At 62.4% G+C, this 14705-nt stretch carries 12 protein-coding genes; all 12 read left to right on the top strand.

Features of this window, described 5'->3' with window-relative positions:
• Positions 1–26: 26 nt before the first annotated feature.
• Positions 27–1154 carry an aspartate-semialdehyde dehydrogenase gene (asd, locus tag P9875_RS22815; RefSeq protein WP_082654496.1) on the top strand — a complete coding sequence of 376 codons (1128 nt, stop codon included), beginning with the start codon at positions 27–29 and terminating at the stop codon, positions 1152–1154.
• A 250-nt stretch (positions 1155–1404) separates the two neighbouring features.
• On the top strand, positions 1405–3891 hold the full coding sequence (locus P9875_RS22810) for a FimV/HubP family polar landmark protein (RefSeq protein WP_423221800.1): 2487 nt from the start codon (positions 1405–1407) through the stop codon (positions 3889–3891).
• Positions 3892–4040: 149 nt separating this feature from the next.
• Positions 4041–4871: a tRNA pseudouridine(38-40) synthase TruA gene (truA, locus tag P9875_RS22805; protein WP_278316678.1), complete on the top strand. Its 831-nt coding sequence runs from the start codon at positions 4041–4043 to the stop codon at positions 4869–4871.
• Positions 4872–4899: 28 nt separating this feature from the next.
• Positions 4900–5583, top strand: a complete 684-nt coding sequence (locus P9875_RS22800; RefSeq protein WP_278316677.1) for a phosphoribosylanthranilate isomerase — start codon at positions 4900–4902, stop codon at positions 5581–5583.
• On the top strand, positions 5576–6826 hold the full coding sequence (gene trpB / locus P9875_RS22795; RefSeq protein WP_035821039.1) for a tryptophan synthase subunit beta: 1251 nt from the start codon (positions 5576–5578) through the stop codon (positions 6824–6826). Before P9875_RS22800 ends, trpB begins: the two co-directional genes overlap by 8 nt.
• 101 nt (positions 6827–6927) lie before the next feature.
• Positions 6928–7725: a tryptophan synthase subunit alpha gene (trpA, locus tag P9875_RS22790; RefSeq protein WP_278316676.1), complete on the top strand. Its 798-nt coding sequence runs from the start codon at positions 6928–6930 to the stop codon at positions 7723–7725.
• Between the two features lie 197 nt (positions 7726–7922).
• A complete protein-coding gene (gene accD / locus P9875_RS22785; protein WP_010400390.1) occupies positions 7923–8795 on the top strand; it encodes an acetyl-CoA carboxylase, carboxyltransferase subunit beta in 873 nt (290 codons plus the stop codon).
• Positions 8796–8896: 101 nt separating this feature from the next.
• On the top strand, positions 8897–10195 hold the full coding sequence (folC, locus tag P9875_RS22780) for a bifunctional tetrahydrofolate synthase/dihydrofolate synthase (protein ID WP_278316675.1): 1299 nt from the start codon (positions 8897–8899) through the stop codon (positions 10193–10195).
• A 24-nt stretch (positions 10196–10219) separates the two neighbouring features.
• The gene (locus P9875_RS22775) at positions 10220–11191 is read left to right on the top strand and encodes an SPOR domain-containing protein (RefSeq protein WP_278316674.1); all 972 of its coding nucleotides are present in this window, start codon (positions 10220–10222) and stop codon (positions 11189–11191) included.
• A gap of 20 nt (positions 11192–11211) precedes the next feature.
• Positions 11212–11700: a CvpA family protein gene (locus P9875_RS22770; protein ID WP_046685790.1), complete on the top strand. Its 489-nt coding sequence runs from the start codon at positions 11212–11214 to the stop codon at positions 11698–11700.
• Positions 11701–11738: 38 nt separating this feature from the next.
• Positions 11739–13262 (top strand): amidophosphoribosyltransferase, encoded by a 1524-nt coding sequence (purF, locus tag P9875_RS22765; RefSeq protein ID WP_034750508.1) that lies wholly within the window; start codon positions 11739–11741, stop codon positions 13260–13262.
• A 149-nt stretch (positions 13263–13411) separates the two neighbouring features.
• Complete coding sequence (locus P9875_RS22760) at positions 13412–14656, top strand: cystathionine gamma-synthase family protein (protein WP_278316673.1); 1245 nt, start codon at positions 13412–13414, stop codon at positions 14654–14656.
• Positions 14657–14705 lie beyond the last annotated feature (49 nt).

Below are 14705 nucleotides of genomic sequence, written 5' to 3'. Positions count from 1 at the left end.
TCGCCGTCTCATCTTGAGGAATGGTAATGAAATTAGTTGGCTTGGTAGGTTGGCGCGGTATGGTCGGTTCGGTCCTGATGCAGCGCATGCAGGAAGAGGGCGATTTCGCCCACATTGAACCGGTGTTTTTCACGACGTCGAACACGGGCGGCTCGGCGCCGGCCATGGCGAAGAATGAAACCATCCTCAAGGATGCCAACAACATCGCCGAACTGTCCAAGTGCGACATCATTATTTCCTGCCAGGGTGGCGACTATACGAGCGCTGTCTTCCCGCAGCTGCGCGCAGCGGGCTGGAATGGCTACTGGATCGATGCGGCCTCGACCTTGCGCATGGAAAAAGACGCCGTCATCGTGCTCGACCCCGTCAACCTGCACGTCATCAAGGATGCGCTGGGCAAGGGTGTCAAGAACTACATCGGCGGCAACTGCACCGTGTCGTGCATGATGATGGGCCTGGGCGGCCTGTTCCAGCACGACCTGATCGACTGGATGACGTCGATGACCTACCAGGCGGCATCGGGCGGCGGCGCGCAGCACATGCGCGAACTGCTGACGCAATTTGGCACCATCAACGGCTCCGTCAAGGCGCTGCTGGACAACCCCGCTTCCGCCATTCTGGAAATCGACCGCCAGGTGCTGGCTACCCAGCACGGCTATTCCCCGGATGAAATCAAGCAGTTCGGCGCGCCGCTGGCCGGCAACCTGATCCCGTGGATCGACAAGGACCTGGGCAATGGCCAGTCGAAGGAAGAGTGGAAAGCTGGCGCGGAAACCAACAAGATTCTGGGCCGCGGCATCGACTTTGGCACCAAGGAAATTCCTGTCGACGGCCTGTGCGTGCGCATCGGCGCCATGCGCTGCCATTCGCAAGCCTTGACCATCAAGCTGAAAAAAGACGTGCCGCTCGATGAAATCAACGACATCATCGCCAGCAACAACGAATGGGTGAAATTCGTGCCGAACACGCGCGAAGCGTCCGTGCGCGACCTGTCGCCGGCAGCCGTCACGGGCAGCCTGACGATTCCTGTCGGCCGCGTGCGCAAGATGAGCATGGGCGGCGAATACCTGTCCGCGTTCACCGTGGGCGACCAATTGCTGTGGGGCGCGGCCGAGCCGCTGCGCCGTATGTTGCGTATTTTGCTCGACGCGTAAGCGCCACAAATTGCTGATCAAGATCAAGCCGGGGCTGTTTTCCCGGCTTTTTTTTCGTCCTGAGCCCGTCAAGGCTCAACCATGCGGAGCTTGCATAGCTCTGGGCATGATGATATGTTGATACCTCTGGAAAAGTAACAGTTTTCCCATGTCAACTAAGATGCCGCCAACTATGCCTGTACACACTCGTCCCCGGGTCGCCTCCCTTGCCATTCAAACACTCAGCAGCGCTGTCGCCTGCGCGGTGTTATTGTCACCGGCGGTATCCGCAGCCGAGCTGGGCAAGATCACGGTGCTGTCCGCCGCCGGCCAGCCGCTGCGCGCCGAGGTCGAATTATCGGCCGTCAAGCCAGGCGAGGCGACCAGCCTGCTGGCCAAGCTGGCGCCGCCCGACGCTTACCGCCAGGCCAACGTGGAATTCAATCCGGCCCTGAACGCCTTGACGTTTGCCGTGGAAAACCGCAACGGCAAGTCCTTCATCCGTATCAGTTCGGCGCAACCGGTGGCCGAGCCGATGGTCGACCTGCTGCTGGAACTGAGCAGCAAGAGCGGCCGCCAGGTGCGCGAATATGCGTTCGTGCTCGACACGCCCGAAGCGCGCCAGACGCGCGGCGCGCAAGTGACGGCGCCAGTCGAGCCGGGCAAGGCCAAGCCTGCCGCCGAGACTGCGCCGCCCGCCACGAAAAAGGCGGCAGGCGAATACAAGGTCAAGGCGGGCGACACCCTGAGCCGCATCGCCAGCGAACTGAAGCCATCGGGCGTTTCGCTCGACATGATGCTCGTCGCCCTGTACCGCGCCAATCCCGACGCCTTCAAGGGCGAGAACATGAACCGCATGCAGGCCGGGCGCATCCTGGCCGTGCCGGGCGCGGACACTGTGCGCGCCACCGGCGCGGCCGAAGCGAAGGGCATCGTGACGGCGCACGCCATCGATTTCGACGCCTACCGCAACAAGCTGGCGGGCCAGGTGTCGCAAAGCAAGCCGGCCAAGGCCGCGCAAGCGACGCAAAGCACGGCCGGCAAGATCGGCGCGACGAAGGTGCAGGAAAAGCCGACGGCCGTGAGCGAGTCGCAAGACAAGCTGAAATTATCGAAGGCGGAGCCGGCGGCCAAGTCGGCCGGCAAGAGCGCCGTCGCCAGCGAGGAAGACAAGATCGCCAAGGCGAAACAGGTCGATGAAGCGGCTGCCCGTGTCAAGGAGCTGGAAAAGAACGTCAGCGATTTGGAAAAGTTGATGGCGGTCAAGAGCAAGGCCATGGCCGACAAGAGCGCGCCGGCACCCGCCAAGCCGGCCGAGGCCGCTGCCAGCGCATTGGCAAGCTCGCCGGCCAGCGCCGTTGCCAGCGCACCGGCCGAAGCCCTGCCACCCGTGCCGAAGGCGAAACCGGTGCCGCTGGTGAAAAAACCATCGCCGCTGGAACCGACCTTCGCCGACAAGGTCAACGACCACCTGGGCGCTATCGGCATCGGCCTGGCCGCGCTGCTGGCCGCCGTGGCCGCGCTGGTGATTGCGCGCCGCCGCAAGGACGCGCCGCCGCCCGCTGAAGCTATCGCCCCCGTGCTGGAGCCGGAAGCGCCCGTGGCGCCGCCGACGACCGGCCTGGCGCCGGAAGACCAGCAGTCCGAAGCGAGCAACCACCTGTTCGGCACGGGCGCGGCCGCAGCCGGCGTGGCCGTCGCAGCGGGCGCCAGCATGCTCGACGCGAATGAAACGGACCCGGTCGCCGAAGCGGACGTGTATATCGCCTACGGCCGCGATGGCCAGGCGGAAGATATCCTCAAGGAAGCCTTGCGCATCCATCCGGAGCGCCATGCCGCCCGTTTGAAGTTGCTGGAAATCTATTCGGCCCGCAACGACGTGCGCGCATTTGAAGACCAGGCTAGCGAGCTGTACAGCCTGACGCGCGGCCAGGGCGAAGAGTGGCCGCAGGCGGCCGCGCTGGGCCTGGCGCTCGATCCCACCAATCCCCTGTATGGCGATACGGAAGACGACGCCGTCGTCAGCCTGAGCAAGGGTGTTGGCGACGACTTGCATGGCCACAGCATGGACTTGCCTGACGACTTGTCGACTCCTGCGCCCGCACCGCTGGCCGAGCTGGCGCCGGCCGAACCGGTGTCGTCCGTGGCGGCCCGCGACGTGCGCGATCCCCTCGATTTTGACCTCGACAGCCTCGATTTCGAGCCTGTTTCCACGAGCGACCCGATCGTCATGCCGGGACCGGTCAGCAAGCCCGTCTCCGCCGCGCACGATGCGCAGTATGACGCCAGCATGGATTTCGGCCTGGACCTGGAACCGCCAGCCGGCCCCGTGAATGGCGTGGGCGCCGGCTTGACGCCGTTGCCTGATCCCTTGAAGGATGTCGACCTGGCCCATTTCGACCTCGACGAGCCGGTGGCGCCCGCTGCCGCGCCGGTCGCGGCGGCCGAGCCTTCCATCGACAGCCTGTTCGACGATGCGCAAACGCCCGCCACCTTGCCGGAAGCCATACCGCCGGCACAGGAGTTCGACCTGTCCGGCATCGACCTGGACCTCAACGATGGCAAGGCGGCCAGCGTGGGCGTGGACGACCCGTTGTCGGCCATCCACATGGAAATGGATACCAAGCTGGACCTGGCGATCGCTTACCAGGAAATCGGCGACAAGGAAGGCGCACGCGAGCTGATCGATGAGGTCATCAAGGGTGGTAGCGAAGAGCAGGTCAAGAAAGCCAATACGATGCGCGCTTTGCTCAGCTAAGCTAAGCGTCGATACTACGTCCATGGCTGCGTTGCACGGTCTCGCCGTACTATTCGTACTGTCTTCGACCGTGCGCCTTGCCCTGAACGCCGTCTCGCTCGCTTAGGGGGATACGGCGCACCGGGCTGCCGCGCCGGTATAATGCTTCGATGCAAAATATTACGACAGCAACGCCACTCAAGCGTATCGTCCTCGGCCTGCAGTACGACGGCACGGCCTGGCACGGATACCAGAAGCAGGAAGACGGGCAAACGGTGCAGGACCAGCTGGAAAACGCGCTGGAGCAGTTCGCCCGCGTGCGCCTGGCCACTACCTGCGCCGGCCGCACGGATACGGGCGTGCATGCGCTCGAGCAAGTCGTGCATTTCGATACGGACCTGAACCGCGACGTGCACTCGTGGGTGCGCGGCGTCAACGCCTTCCTGCCGAAATCCATTGCCGTGCGCTGGGCCAAGGAACTCGAAGGCGATCCGACGGTCAATGACTTTTTCCACGCCCGTTTCAGCGCCCGCGCGCGCACTTATCATTATGTGTTGTACAACAACGCTACCCGTTCGCCGCTGGTGGAAGGGCGTGCCGGCTTCTTTTTCCGGCCGCTGGACGTGGAACTGATGCGCCAGGCCGTGCAGCCGCTCTTGGGCTGGCACGATTTCACGGCCTTCCGCGCCGCGCAATGCCAGGCCAAGTCGCCTGTCAAGCTCATGCACGACATCCGCATCGAGCGGCGCGGTGATTGCGTGATTTTTACGATTACGGCCAATGCCTTCCTGCACCACATGGTGCGCAACCTGGTCGGTTCGCTCGTCTACATCGGCACGGGTCGGGAAAAGCCGGACTGGCTGGGGCATCTGCTGGAAAGCAAGGACCGCCACGCTGCCGCGCCCACCTTCATGCCGGACGGCCTGTACCTGGCGCAGATCGATTACGATCCGAAATGGGCATTGCCGCAGGACAGCAGCAGCGCTTTGCCCTGGTTTTGATCTGCATCAAATCAAGTAAAGGATTGCCATGCCTCGCACACGCATCAAGATCTGCGGCCTGACCCGCGTTGAAGACATCCAGGCCGTCGTGGCGGCCGGCGCCGACGCCATCGGCTTCGTGTTCTATCCGAAAAGCCCCCGCTACGTGACGCCCGAACAGGCAGCTGCCCTGATCGCCGCCGTGCCGCCCTACGTGACGACGGTGGGCCTGTTCGTCAACGCCACGGTGGAAGACGTACGGGCAACGAAGGCCGTTGCGCCTTTGTCTCTGCTGCAATTTCATGGCGACGAGACGCCGGAACACAGCGCCGCGCTGGCTGGCGCCGTGAATACGCCGTTTACGCAAGTGTTCCGCGTCAAACCCGACACCTCCTTTGAAGATTTGCTAGAATACGAACAGCGCTATCGCGCCGCCAGTCCCTTGTTCTCCAGCCTCTTGCTCGATACCTATGTGGATGCCTATGGCGGTGCAGGAAAGGTATTTGATTGGTCCCTCATTCCAAAAGAACTCGCGCCTCGGGTCGTTTTCAGTGGTGGCTTGAGCGTACAAAACGCGACTGACGCAGTGGTGCGCGTGCGCCCTTACGCCGTCGACATCAGCAGTGGTGTCGAAGCGTCCAAGGGCATCAAGGACGCATCCCTGGTCCGCGCGTTTATCGCCGCGGTGCAGGATGCCGATGCCATCATTGCCAGAGGAAACAACCATGAATGACCACACCACCGCGCCCGGCGCAGCCGCCGCATTGTTCCACGCCACCGATTACCCGTTTCCCGACCTGCGCGGCCACTTCGGCCCGTACGGCGGCTCCTTCGTTGCCGAAACGCTCACGCATGCGCTGGCCGAGCTGAAAGATGCCTACGCCCGCTACAGCGTCGATCCGGAGTTCCTCGAAGAATTCCGCTACGAGCTGAAACACTTCGTCGGCCGTCCGTCGCCGATCTACCACGCCAAGCGCTGGTCCGAGCTGGCCGGCGGCGCGCAAATTTACTTTAAACGCGAAGACTTGAACCACACGGGCGCGCACAAGATCAATAACGTGATTGGCCAGGCCTTGCTGGCCAAGCGCATGGGCAAGCCGCGCATCATCGCCGAGACGGGCGCCGGCCAGCATGGCGTGGCCACGGCCACCATCTGCGCCCGCTTCGGCCTCGAATGCGTGGTCTACATGGGCAGCGAAGACGTCAAGCGCCAGGCGCAGAACGTGTACCGCATGAAATTGCTGGGCGCGACCGTCGTGCCCGTCGAATCCGGTTCCAAGACCCTCAAGGATGCGCTGAACGAAGCCATGCGCGACTGGGTCACGAATATCGAAAACACCTTTTACATCATCGGCACCGTGGCCGGCCCCCATCCGTATCCGATGATGGTGCGCGACTTCCAGTCCGTGATCGGCGAGGAATGCCTGGTGCAGATGCCGGAAATGACGGGCCGCCAGCCCGACTATGTGCTGGCCTGCATCGGCGGCGGCTCGAACGCCATGGGCATTTTTTACCCGTATATCGACCAGAAAGATGTAAAACTGATCGGCGTGGAAGCGGCCGGCGAAGGACTGGACACGGGCAAGCATTCGGCGTCGCTGACGGCCGGCTTCCCGGGCGTGCTGCACGGCAACCGCACCTATCTGCTGCAAGATGACAACGGTCAGATCATCGAGACGCACTCCGTCTCGGCCGGCCTCGACTATCCGGGCGTGGGTCCGGAACATGCATGGCTGAAAGATTCGGGCCGCGCGCAGTATGTGTCGATCACCGATGACGAGGCGCTGCAGGCTTTCCACGACTGCTGCCATATCGAAGGCATCATCCCGGCCCTGGAATCGTCGCACGCACTGGCTTACGCGGCCAAGCTGGCGGCCACCTTGCCGAAAGACCAGATCGTGCTGGCCAACCTGTCGGGCCGTGGCGACAAGGACATGCATACCGTGGCGGAGCGCATGGGATTGAATTTCTCTTAACCCCAAAGCAAGAACCGGGGTCGGACCCTCAGGGTCCGACCCCAGCATTTGCCGTTGGGTTTGAAAAATATTCCATCTATTTACCGTCAAGAAAGATCACCATGTCCCGTATCGCCACCACCTTTGCCAATTTAAAATCGAACAACAAGACCGGCCTGGTCACTTTCATCACCGCCGGCGACCCCGGCCCTGACGCCACCGTGCCGCTGATGCACGCGCTCGTCGAGGGCGGCGCCGATGTGCTGGAACTGGGCGTGCCGTTTTCCGACCCCATGGCCGAAGGCCCCGTCATCCAGCGGGCCTGCGAGCGGGCATTGAAATTCAATGTGGGCATCCACGACGTGTTCGGCTACGTGCGCCAGTTCCGTGAAACGAACCAGACGACCCCCGTGGTGCTGATGGGCTATGCCAACCCCATCGAGCGCATCGGCAGCACCGCCTTCATTGCAGCGGCGCAAGCAGCCGGCGCCGACGGCGCCATCGTCGTCGACTATCCGCCGGAAGAGTGCGAGGAATTCGCGGCCGCCATGCGCGAAGCGGGCCTCGACCTGATCTTCCTGCTGGCGCCCACCTCGACGGAAGAGCGCATCGCGCAAGTGGCCAAGGTTGGCGGCGGCTTCAGCTACTATGTGTCGCTCAAGGGCGTCACGGGCGCCGGCAACATTGATACGGAACAGGTGGCGGAGCGCCTCGCGGCCATCCGCCAGCATGTAAAATTGCCTATCGGCGTGGGCTTCGGCATTCGCGATGGCGCCACGGCCAAGGCCGTGGCCAAGGTGGCCGATGCCGTCGTGATCGGCAGCCGCATCATCCAGGAGATAGAAAATGCCCCGGAAGGCGGCGCCGTCGACGCCGTGCGCAGCTTTACGGCAGGCATCCGCGCCGCACTGGATGCCTGAGCAAGCTTGTTGTTTACGCAAGCTCGGGTGGCGGCAAAGTTCGACAGCCCGGCGATAAACGGCTACACTTCGGCCACTGATTTGCCTGTTATTGTGCAATAGATAAAATTTTTGGTGGCGCCCTGCGGGGCGTCGCCGTTTACCGTCTGCCGGGGGCGTCCACCGACGCTACCCCTACAAGGGCCCAAGGAGAAAATATGAGTTGGTTGGAAAAACTGCTGCCACCGCGCATCCAGCGTTCGGACGCCGCCGCGCGCAAGACCATGCCGGAAGGCCTGTGGGTCAAGTGCCCGTCGTGCGAAGCCGTGCTGTACCGTACGGACCTGGAATCGAATTTGCACGTGTGCCCGAAATGCGACCATCACATGCGCATCCGCGCGCGTGAACGCCTCGACAGCCTGCTCGACGCGGGCGGCCGCTATGAAATCGGCCAGGAAATCCTGCCTGTCGACACCTTGAAATTCAAGGACAGCAAGAAATACCCGGATCGCCTGAAGTCCGCCATGGAAGCGACGGGCGAGACGGATGCGATGGTCGTCATGGGCGGCGCCATCATGAGCCTGCCGGTTGTCGTGGCGTGCTTCGAATTCGAATTCATGGGCGGCTCCATGGGTTCCGTCGTGGGCGAGCGTTTCGTGCGCGGCGCGCAAATCGCGCTGGAACAGAAAGTGCCGTTCATTTGCATCACCGCCACCGGTGGCGCGCGCATGCAGGAAGGCTTGCTGTCCCTGATGCAGATGGCGAAAACCACGGCCATGCTGACCAAGCTGTCCGAAAAGAAATTGCCATTCATCAGCGTGCTGACCGACCCGACCATGGGCGGCGTGTCCGCCTCGTTCGCCTTCATGGGCGACGTCGTCATCGCTGAACCGAAAGCGCTGATCGGCTTTGCCGGTCCGCGCGTGATTGAAAACACCGTGCGCGAAAAACTGCCGGAAGGCTTCCAGCGCGCCGAGTTCCTCGTCACCAAGGGCGCCGTCGACATGATCGTCGACCGCCGCAAGATGCGCGAAGAAATCGCTCGTCTGCTGGCCTTGTTGCAAAACCAGGCTGTGGAAGTCCTGGCGTAACGCCAAAGTATCAGGCCGGGCGGTGTCCTGCGGACCCGCCCGGTTGCCACGCAACACCGTCTCCGCGCCTCGCGCACTGTCTCCTCATCAAGAAGTCTCCCATGCAAAACCTCCCCACCACCTTGCCGGACTGGCTCGCCATGCTGGAAACCCGCCATTCGGAAACCCAGATCAACATGGGCCTGGACCGCGTGCAAGCCGTCAAGGCGCGCATGCAGCTGGCTTTTACTTGCCCCGTGATCATGGTGGCGGGCACGAATGGCAAGGGGTCCACCTGCGCCATGCTGGAATCCGTACTGTTGCGTGCCGGCTACAAAGTGGGGCTGTACATCAAGCCGCATTTTCTCGACTTTAACGAGCGCGCGCGCGTGCTGGGCGAGATGGCCAGCGACGAGCAGATCGTCGCCAGCTTCCATGCCGTCGAAGCCGTGCGCGGCGATACGCCGCTGACGTATTTCGAATTCACCACCCTGGCGATTTTGCATTTGCTGTCGCAGGCGAAGCTGGACGTGGCCATCCTGGAAGTAGGCCTGGGCGGGCGCCTGGATGCCGTCAACGTGATCGACGCCGACGTGGCCATCGTCACCAGCGTCGATATCGACCACACGGATTACCTGGGCGACACGCGCGAAGCGATCGGCTTTGAAAAGGCGGGCATTTTCCGTCCGGGCAAGGCGGCCATCTGCAGCGACCCCGTGCCGCCGCAGTCGCTGATCGACCATGCCGAGGCCATCGGCGCCGACCTGTGGCTGATGGGCCGCGATTTCAATTATTCGGGCGACAAGCAGCAGTGGAACTACGGCGGACGCGAGCAGCGCCGCAATTCGCTCGCGTATCCAAGCTTGCGCGGCGCCAACCAGATCCTGAATGCGACGGCCGTGCTGGCCGCCCTGGAAGTGCTGAAGCTGAAACTGCCCGTGGGTGCGCAGGAAGTGCGCACGGGCCTGGTGACGGTGGAGCTGCCGGGCCGCTTCCAGGTCTTGCCTGGCCGACCCAGCGTGATCCTCGACGTGGCGCACAACCCCCACGCGGCGTCGGCGCTGAACCAGAACCTCGGCAATATGGGTTTCCACCCGTACACCTATGCCGTGTTCGGCTCCATGCTGGACAAGGACATCGATGGCGTATTGGCCGCGATGAGCGAACACGTCGACCACTGGTGCCTGACGGGCCTGCCTTCGCCGCGCGCGGCCACGGCTTCCGAGCTGGCCGCCAAGGTGCAGATCATGCTCGAAGACAAGCCTGACAGCAGCGAACATACTGTGTCTATTTTCGATGATCCGGCACAAGCTTTTGCAAATGCAATGAGCCGGGCCGGTGAGAATGATAGAATTGTGGTCTTTGGTTCTTTCCTCACCGTTGCCGGCGTGATGAAGGCCCGAAAATCCTCACTTCACTGAAACGCACTCGACTGAAAATCACGCATGGGCTTGTTCTCGAAACTGTTTAAAAACAAGCAAGAATCCTCTGGCGAAGACAGCGGCTTTTATGTCCCTGGCGAAGCACAGTCGCCGACCCGCAAGCGCGCAGCCAACACCTCCGGTGGCGGCGGATCGCGCCGTGGCGGCAAGGAGGCGCCGGATCCGGTCTTGCCTGAAAAAAAGCGCGCACGCCGTCGCCTGGTCGGGGCCATTGCCCTGGCCCTGGGCGTGGCTGTCGGCTTGCCGATGCTGCTCGATTCCGAGCCGAAGGCACCGTTCAACGATATCGCCATCGACATTCCGTCGAAGGAAAAGGCTGTTGCGCCTGCACCGGCGCCCGTGCCGGCCGTCCCGGCGCAAGCTGCAGCGAATGGCCTGGACCAGTCCGAGGAAATCGTCGATACGCCGCTGCCGCCTGCGGCCAAGCCGACGCCCACACCGGCACCCGTGCTGGCCGCCGCCCAGCCTGCACCGGTCAAGCCAACTTATGTGGAACCGAAACCCGAGCCCAAGCCTGTCAAGGTGGAGCCGAAACCGGAACCGAAACACGAAAGCAAGCCCGAGCCGAAACACGAGTCCAAGCCCGAACCCAAGCATGAAGTAAAACCGGAAGCCAAGCCCGAACCGAAGCCTGCCAAGCCGGCGCAATCGGCCGACGATGCCGCGCGCGCGCTGGCGATTCTGGAAGGCAAGCCACAAGACAAACCGCAAGAGAAGGTGCAAGACAAGGCGCACGACGCCGGCAGCGGCAAGTTCGTGGTGCAGGTGGCGGCCCTGGCGACGCAGGACAAGGTTGACGAATTGCAGGACAAGCTGCGCGAAGCGGGCATCAAGTCGTACACTCAGAAAGTCTCCAGCCCGGCGGGCGAGCGTATCCGCGTGCGCGTGGGCCCGTTCGGCAGCCGCGAAGACGCCGAAAAGACCCGCGCCAAGCTGCAAAAGCTGGGCCTGGGCGGCAGTCTGGTGCCGGCGTGATGTTGCAAGGCTGAACGCGCGTGACGATCTTCGATTACCTGGTGCTGTTCGTGCTGGTGACGTCCGTGCTGATCAGCATGATGCGTGGCCTGGTCAAGGAAATACTGTCATTGGTCAGCTGGATCGTGGCGTTCGTCATCGCCAACGCGTATGGCGCCACCCTGGCGAAATTCCTGCCGGAAGCCGTACCGGGCGAAGCCATCCGTTTGTTGCTGGCTTTCGTGGTGCTGTTCATCGGCGTGCGCATTTTGATGGGATTGCTGTCCATGACGGTCGACGCGCTCGTCAAGGTGACGGGCCTGAGCCTGGCCGACCGCACCCTGGGCACCCTGTTCGGTGTGGCGCGGGGGCTTGTGATCGTGCTGACCGCCGTCATCTTGTGTGGCATGACTTCCATACCGCAGCAGCCATTCTGGAAAAACGCGCAGCTCAGCCCGCTCGCGGAGCAGGGCGCGCGCGCCATCAAGCCTTATCTGCCTGCCGCTTACGCGCAGCATGTGAAATTTTGAATTTTTTTAAAATCAGTAGCACAGTTTAGGAGCACACCATGTGTGGCATCGTCGGCGTCGTTTCCCATCAACCTGTCAATCAATTGCTCTATGATGCATTGTTGCTCCTGCAACATCGCGGTCAGGACGCGGCAGGGATTGCGACCAATCACAGCAGTATGTTTTCCATGCACAAGGCCAACGGCCTCGTGCGTGACGTCTTCCGTACGCGCAACATGCGTTCGCTGCAAGGCACGACGGGCATCGGCCATTGCCGCTACCCGACGGCCGGTTCGTCGAGCGAAGAGGAAGCACAACCGTTCTATGTGAATGCGCCGTTCGGCATCACCCTGGCGCACAATGGCAACCTGACCAACTGGGAGCAGTTGAAGCTGGAAATGTTCAAGAACGACCGCCGCCACATCAATACCGATTCCGACTCGGAAGTGCTGCTCAACGTGCTGGCGCATGAAATCCAGGAAGCGACGACGGGCCTGAACCTGGACCCGGAAGCCATCTTCAAGGCCGTGACCGTGCTGAACCGCCGCGTCAAGGGCGGTTATGCTGCCGTGGCGCAAATCGCCGGCGTGGGCTTGCTGGCCTTCCGCGATCCGCACGGCATCCGTCCGCTGTGCCTGGGCATCAATGAAACGGAGCAAGGTCCCGAATACCTGATCGCTTCCGAATCCGTCGCCCTGGAAGGCATGGGCTTCCGCTTCGTGCGTGACATCGGTCCCGGCGAAGCCGTGTTCATCGATGCCGACAAGAAATTGCACAGCGCCCAGTGCGCCGACAACGCCAGCCTGAACCCGTGCGTGTTCGAATTCGTCTACCTGGCCCGTCCCGACTCCGTCATCGACGGCGCCTCCGTGTACGCCACGCGCCTGAAAATGGGCGAATACCTGGCCGAAAAGATCCGTGCCGAGTTACCAGGCGTGCATATCGACGTGGTCATGCCGATTCCCGATTCCTCGCGTCCGGCCGCCATCCAGCTGGCCATGGCGCTCAACATCGAGTACCGCGAAGGCTTCATCAAGAACCGCTACATCGGCCGCACCTTCATCATGCCGGGCCAGGCGGCGCGCAAGAAATCCGTGCGCCAGAAGCTCAACGCGATCCCGTCCGAATTCAAGGATAAAGTGGTGCTGCTGGTCGACGATTCCATCGTGCGCGGCACCACCAGCCGTGAAATCGTGCAGATGGCGCGTGAAGCGGGCGCGACGAAAGTCATCTTCGCCTCGGCAGCGCCTCCGGTGATTTACCCGAACGTGTACGGCATCGACATGCCGACGCGCGACGAACTGATCGCCTACGGCCGCACGACGGAAGAAGTGTGCCGCGAAATTACGGCCGACTACCTGGTCTACCAGGATATCGGCGCGCTGAAGCAGGCGATCGCCGACGTCAATCCTGCGCTCACCAACTTCGAGGCGTCGTGCTTCGATGGCGTGTACGTGACGGGCGACGTGTCGCAGGAATACCTGGACCGCCTGGAGTATGCGCGCCACCATCCGAAGGCGGCAGCGCCCGAAGATACGCCGCGTTCCCAGTTGAACCTGAACCTGGCGACGACAGAAGCATAAGTAACCTGCCCGGCCGATGCCGGGCTTTTTTTCGGGGTCAGACCCGTCGGGGGAATGCGCGCCAGTGGTGCGCATTCCGATCCCGGAGGGACTGACCCCAGCATTTGCCTTGGGGTTACGCGGCAAATCGAATATTCGGAATTCTCACCATGACCACCAAAAAAACCTACGGCTTTACCACCACCATCCTGCATAACGACCGCCGCAAGGGCATTGAGCACGGTTCCCTGCACAAGCCCGTGCACACTTCCGTTGCCTTCGGTTACGCCGATGCGCGCCAGCTCGCTTCCGTGTTCCAGGGCAAGGAGCCGGGTTTCCGCTACGGACGCCAGGGCAATCCGACTGTCTCCGCGCTGGAAGACAAGGTCAACAAGATGGAAGACGGCGTGGCGACCTTGTGCTTCGCCACCGGCATGGGCGCCATCGGCGCCGTGGTGCAATCCTTGCTGCGCGCAGGCGACCATGTCGTGTCGTCGGCCTTTTTGTTTGGCAACACCAACAGCCTGTGGCAAACGGTGACGGGGCAGGGCATCGGCGTATCGTTCGTCGACGCCACCGATGTCGCCAACGTGGCGGCGGCCATCACGCCGGCCACGCGCATCGTCTTTGTGGAAACCATCGCCAACCCGCGCACGCAAATCGCCGACCTGGCAAAAATCGGTGACTTGTGCCGCGAGAAGGGCATTTTGTACATCGTCGACAACACCATGACGACGCCTTACCTGTTCCGCCCGAAAGCCGTGGGCGCGGGCCTGGTGGTCAATGCCTTGACGAAATCCATCGGCGGCCACGGCAATGCCTTGGGCGGCAGCTTGACGGACACGGGCGTGTTCGACTGGACGCAATATCCGAATATCTTTGAGAATTACAAAAAGGCGGCGCCCGCGCAATGGGGCATCGCGCAAATCCGCGCCAAGGCCTTGCGCGACTTCGGCGCCTCGCTGGGGCCGGAAGCGGCGCACCATATTGCCGTCGGCGCGGAAACCATGGCCTTGCGCATGGACCGCACCTGCTCGAACGCCCTGGCGCTGGCCACCATGCTTGCCGCCGACCCACGCGTGGCGGCAGTGCATTACCCAGGGCTGGCGTCGCACCCGCAGCACGCGCTGGCCACCGACTTGTTCCGCAGCTATGGTTCGCTGTTCAGCTTTGAGCTGAAGGATGGCATCGATTGCTTCGATTTCCTCAATCGTCTCAATCTGGCTATTCCAGCGAGCAATCTGGGCGACACGCGCACCCTCGTCATTCCCGTCGCCCACACGATTTTCTATGAGATGGGCGCCGAGCGCCGCGCCAGCATGGGCATTGCCGAATCGCTGATCCGCGTGTCGGTGGGTATCGAGGATGAGGCCGATCTGCTGAGTGACTTCAAGCAAGCATTGAAAGAAGAATAAGGTTTCACTTTTCCGAGAAAAAGATTACATTTAAGTGTAATTAAAGCAT

The organism is Janthinobacterium rivuli (genome assembly GCF_029690045.1).
Classification (GTDB): Bacteria; Pseudomonadota; Gammaproteobacteria; order Burkholderiales; family Burkholderiaceae_D; genus Janthinobacterium; species Janthinobacterium rivuli.
Note: the sequence above shows the minus strand (reverse complement) of the source record. Positions and strands in the feature narration are given on the sequence as shown.

Coding starts and splice junctions, on each gene's coding strand:
- asd (WP_082654496.1), top strand. CDS start 27: ATGAAATTAGTTGGCTTGGTAGGTTGGCGCGGTATGGTCGGTTCGGTC.
- truA (WP_278316678.1), top strand. CDS start 4,041: ATGCAAAATATTACGACAGCAACGCCACTCAAGCGTATCGTCCTCGGC.
- P9875_RS22800 (WP_278316677.1), top strand. CDS start 4,900: ATGCCTCGCACACGCATCAAGATCTGCGGCCTGACCCGCGTTGAAGAC.
- trpB (WP_035821039.1), top strand. CDS start 5,576: ATGAATGACCACACCACCGCGCCCGGCGCAGCCGCCGCATTGTTCCAC.
- trpA (WP_278316676.1), top strand. CDS start 6,928: ATGTCCCGTATCGCCACCACCTTTGCCAATTTAAAATCGAACAACAAG.
- accD (WP_010400390.1), top strand. CDS start 7,923: ATGAGTTGGTTGGAAAAACTGCTGCCACCGCGCATCCAGCGTTCGGAC.
- folC (WP_278316675.1), top strand. CDS start 8,897: ATGCAAAACCTCCCCACCACCTTGCCGGACTGGCTCGCCATGCTGGAA.
- P9875_RS22775 (WP_278316674.1), top strand. CDS start 10,220: ATGGGCTTGTTCTCGAAACTGTTTAAAAACAAGCAAGAATCCTCTGGC.
- purF (WP_034750508.1), top strand. CDS start 11,739: ATGTGTGGCATCGTCGGCGTCGTTTCCCATCAACCTGTCAATCAATTG.
- P9875_RS22760 (WP_278316673.1), top strand. CDS start 13,412: ATGACCACCAAAAAAACCTACGGCTTTACCACCACCATCCTGCATAAC.